Below are 4,046 nucleotides of genomic sequence, written 5' to 3'. Positions count from 1 at the left end.
GTGCAGGCGCCGCACTGGCCGCGGTCGCAGCCCTTCTTCGTTCCGGTGAGATGCAGGCCCTCGCGCAGGAGGTCGAGCAGGGTCGTGCGCGGATCCGGGATCGGGATCGTGCGCCTCGTGCCGTTCACCGTCAGGACGATGTCGAAGCTCATGCGGCTTCCTCCAGGCTGGACCGGGTCCAAACTAATCCGGGGCCCCGAACCGCCCAGGTCCGGCCGAGTGCGCAAGCGCACATGTCGCGGCGAACCTTTTGCCGGCACGGCGGTTGACCCTGCGAAACCGGATCGCCGGTGCCCCTCAACCAACAGGTACTGTGATGAAGACCCGTCTCGCCCTCGCGGCGGCCCTGCTGACCGTTGCCACCGCTCCCGCCTTCGCCCAGGGCGGCTCGCCCTACAACCGCTCCGGCTCGCAGGCCGGCGGACCGCTGGCCGGCATGGAGCGCGCCTATGGCGCCCCGGGCGGCCTCCCGGCGGTCGACAGCACCGGCAGCGTCATCGTCTACCCGCGCGAGCGTGTGCTGGTGCGCGAGGTGCCTCCGGGCTACGCCCCGGCCGCGCCGTACGTCTACGGCCGCTGATCGAGCCCAGGGTTCCCGTTCCGCCCCGTTCGGGAACCCCGCTCTCGCGAGCCGGCGAAGCCCGTCCTTGCGCAAGCGGGGGCGGGCTTCGTGTTTCAGGATTCCCATGACGGCTTGCCTCGACCCGGAGCCCGGTGTGAACTCCCGCCGCCACGCGAGATCCCGAGCCGCCCGCCGATGTCCGTCCCGACCCGTCCCATCGTCCTCGCCCACGCCGCCTATCGCCTCGGCGACGCCTACCGCGCCAGGGGCGCGCCTGAGCCCTTCGTCGAGGTGCACGATCTCCCGGGCCTGGAAGCCGCCGTCGCGGACGCCGAGGTGCTGGTGGTCTCGGGGCTCTGGCGCGATACCCTGCTGGAGCGGGCGCCGCGCCTGCGCTTCATCCAGTCGGTCAGCGCCGGCACCGACCAGTTCCCGAAGGGCGCGCTGCGCGAGCGCGGCATCCGGCTCGCCAGCGCGCAGGGCGGGAACGAGCGCGCCGTGGCCGAGCATGCCCTGGCGCTGATGCTCGGCCTCACCCGCCGCCTGCCCGAGGCCCTGCGCAATCAGGCCGCCGCGACGTGGCGGCCGATGATCGCCGATCCGGCCCGGCGCGAGCGCGAGCTCGGCGGCCAGACGCTGCTGGTGATCGGTCTCGGGCGCATCGGTACCCGCATCGCCCGGCTGGCCCAAGCCTTCGACATGCGGGTCATCGGCCTGCGCCGCCGCCCGCTTCAGGCCGGCGATCCGGTCGAGGCGGTCTTCTCCCCCGACCGCCTGCACGATGCCTTGGGCCAGGCCGACGTGGTGGCGCTCGCCTGCCCGCTGACGCCGGAGACCGAGGGGATGATCGACGAAGCGGCGCTCGCGGCGATGAAGCCGGGAGCGCTTCTCATCAACGTCGCGCGCGGCCGGGTGGTCGACCAGGATGCCCTGGCGCGAGCCCTCGCCGAGGGCCGGATCGCCGGCGCCGGCCTCGACTGCTTCCGGGAGGAGCCGCTGCCGCCGGAGGCGCCGTTCTGGCGCATGGAGACCGTGATCGTCACGCCCCACAGCGCCGGCGAGACCAGCCATTACGAAGGCCGGGTGATCGACTTGCTCCTCGAGAATCTCGGCCGGCTGCGGCGGGGGGAGGAACTGGTGAACCCGGTGGCGTGAGGGTTGGGCCTCTCGGGGAGATCCTCGTGCCTCCGCCGGGATTCTGCTCACACGACGGATGGCGCGCGTCCTGCGCTCCCCGCGCGAAGTCGCGCTGGCCCGGGATTCGTCGGGTAAGCCGGACGCCCGGTTGGGCGCCCGGCTCCTGCTCTCAGCGGTCCAGCACCGCCCGGTCGTTCTTCGCCACCAGGGCCCGGAAATACGGGTTCAGGTCGTTCTCCGACAGGCCGAAGGCCTGGGCGAACTGCATGATGAGCTGCTGCTCGCCCTGTTCGGCCTCGCCGTCGGCCATGGCGCTGTCGATCATGTTGAGGATGATGCAGAGCCGCTGGTCCGGGCGCAGGCGCTGCGCCGCATCGGCCAGGAACTGCGCCGGCTGGGTGGCGCGGGCGTAGCGGACGGCGGATTCGAGCTGCTGGCGGGTCGCGTTGCGGCCGAGCACCGACATCAGGTGGCCGACCTCCTCCGGGTCGATCTCGCCGTCGGCGCTCATGCAGTAGATCAGCGAGACCGCGAGGCAGTTGCGCGGCGTCAGGTCGAGCGAGGTCTGCGACTTGAACATGTTGAACATCGTCGGGGGCCCCTTGCAAGGTGCTCTGGTAACGGGCTGAATCGATCCGTCAGCGCAGGCGCTCGATTACCGCAACGGTGCGGCGGTGTCGATCATCCACGGTCCGGTCGAGCGCGAGTATTTTTTCCCCTCGCCGTATTCCATTTGCCGGCCAAGACTCCCATATAGCGATGGATTTTTCTTGATTACGTTTTATCGGCAGTTTTAATCCCGGGCGAATGCTTGAACGGGCGGCACGCGCCCCGATCCGGGCAGGACGGGGATGGCGGCGATGCCGGCCCCGTGCCGATGGCCGGATCTGAACCATGAGAGCTCCGTGCGATCCAGCATATCTCGCGAAAGGCTCACGATCTTCCTCGTTCACGGCCGGGATCGAGGTCTCTTATTCTCCCATTCATCGCCATCATAGCATGATCAACTCCCGCTATACGCTCATTTAAAATCTAATTTCATTGACTGATCTCGGTCGCGGCCGCATCGTAGCGGGATCGAGCACGGAGGCCTGACGCCCCTCGTCGTGCCCTGCCCCCGACCATCGGATCGACACCCATGACGCGACTGCGCCTCGTCGGCTTCTCCGCCAACATCCAGCGGCCCTCGAAGACCCGCACCCTGGTGGAGGCCATCGCCGCCGAAGCCGCCGTGCGGCTGCCGGTCGAGGTGCGGATCTTCGATCTCGTCGATGCCGGGTCCGGCCTCGGTGGTGCGCTCTCCCGCGACCAGCTCTCCCTGCCGGCCCGGCGCCTCGTCGAGGCGGTGGAGGAGGCCGACGCCCTCGTGGTCGGCACCCCCGTCTACAAGGGCGCCTATACGGGCCTGTTCAAGCACCTGTTCGACCTCGTCTCGCCCGAGGCCCTGGACGGCAAGCCGGTGGCGCTCGCCGCGACCGGCGGCGGGCCGCGCCACGCGCTCGTGGTCGAGCACAGCTTGCGTCCGCTCTTCGGCTTCTTCACCGCGCTGACGGTGCCGACCGCGGTCTACGCGTCCGATCCGGACTTCCGCGACGGCGGGCTCGATTCCGCGGCGATCCGCCAGCGGGTGGCCGAGGCCGGCACCCAGCTCGCCGATCTGGCCGGCGCCCGCGCCGCCGCGTCCGCCGTCGGCCTCGCCCGCGTCGCCGGGGGCGCCCGGTGATCGACCGTCGCACCCTCCTCGCGGCGGCTTTGGCGGGCGCCGCCCTGCCGGCAACTCTGCCAGCCCTTGCCGCACCGGCCGACACCCTGCGCATCGGCTACCAGAAGAACGGCATCCTGGTCGTCGCCAAGCAGCAGGGCGCGATCGAGGCGAAGCTGAAGCCCCTCGGCGTCGGCGTCGCTTGGGTCGAGTTCTCGTTCGGCCCGCCGCTCCTCGAGGCGATCAGCCTCGGCGCCATCGATTTCGGCCCGACCGGCGACGCGCCGCCGATCTTCGCCCAGGCGGCGGGCGGTCCCCTCGTCTACGCGGCGGCGATGGAGGCGGGGGGCTCGAACGCCGCGATCCTGGTGCAGAAGGACTCGCCCATCCGCACCCTGGCGGACCTGAAGGGACGGCGCGTCGCCTTCGCCAAGGCGTCGAGCGCGCACAACTTCACCATCGCGGCCCTGGAGAAGGCGGGGCTCACCTACCGCGACATCGAGCCGGTGACCCTGGCGCCGGCCGATGCCGCGGCGGCCTTCGCCCGCGGCAGCGTCGATGCCTGGACGATCTGGGACCCGTACTTCGCCATCGCGGAGATGCAGCCGAGCACCCGGGTGCTGACGCTCGCCGACGACATCGCCC

The 4,046-nt window shown here is 70.8% G+C and carries 6 protein-coding genes; 4 read left to right on the top strand and 2 right to left on the bottom strand.

The window, feature by feature from the left end:
* Nucleotides 1-152, bottom strand: a 152-nt coding sequence (locus tag VQ03_RS29565; RefSeq protein WP_048454508.1) for a 2Fe-2S iron-sulfur cluster-binding protein, incomplete at its 3' end; no start/stop codon positions are given.
* 164 nt (nucleotides 153-316) lie between these two features.
* On the opposite strand from VQ03_RS29565, the gene VQ03_RS29560 reads away from it, so the two are divergent.
* Together VQ03_RS29560 and VQ03_RS29555 are read left to right on the top strand one after the other, a co-directional pair.
* Nucleotides 317-580, top strand: coding sequence for a hypothetical protein (locus tag VQ03_RS29560; protein WP_048454507.1), 264 nt, complete (start codon nucleotides 317-319; stop codon nucleotides 578-580).
* Between the two features lie 177 nt (nucleotides 581-757).
* Nucleotides 758-1,717, top strand: a complete 960-nt coding sequence (locus VQ03_RS29555) for a D-2-hydroxyacid dehydrogenase (protein WP_048454506.1) — start codon at nucleotides 758-760, stop codon at nucleotides 1,715-1,717.
* Nucleotides 1,718-1,868: 151 nt separating this feature from the next.
* On the opposite strand, the gene VQ03_RS29550 is transcribed toward VQ03_RS29555, so the two are convergent.
* Nucleotides 1,869-2,279 carry a tellurite resistance TerB family protein gene (locus VQ03_RS29550; RefSeq protein ID WP_245292248.1) on the bottom strand — a complete coding sequence of 137 codons (411 nt, stop codon included), beginning with the start codon at nucleotides 2,277-2,279 and terminating at the stop codon, nucleotides 1,869-1,871.
* A 558-nt stretch (nucleotides 2,280-2,837) separates the two neighbouring features.
* On the opposite strand from VQ03_RS29550, the gene msuE reads away from it, so the two are divergent.
* Both msuE and VQ03_RS29540 read left to right on the top strand, forming a co-directional pair.
* Nucleotides 2,838-3,422: an FMN reductase gene (gene msuE / locus VQ03_RS29545; protein WP_048454504.1), complete on the top strand. Its 585-nt coding sequence runs from the start codon at nucleotides 2,838-2,840 to the stop codon at nucleotides 3,420-3,422.
* A partial coding sequence (locus VQ03_RS29540) for an aliphatic sulfonate ABC transporter substrate-binding protein (protein WP_048454509.1) occupies nucleotides 3,419-4,046 on the top strand: 628 nt, incomplete at its 3' end. The genes msuE and VQ03_RS29540, both read left to right, overlap by 4 nt.

Source organism: Methylobacterium tarhaniae (genome assembly GCF_001043955.1).
GTDB lineage: Bacteria > Pseudomonadota > Alphaproteobacteria > Rhizobiales > Beijerinckiaceae > Methylobacterium > Methylobacterium tarhaniae.
Note: the sequence above shows the minus strand (reverse complement) of the source record. Positions and strands in the feature narration are given on the sequence as shown.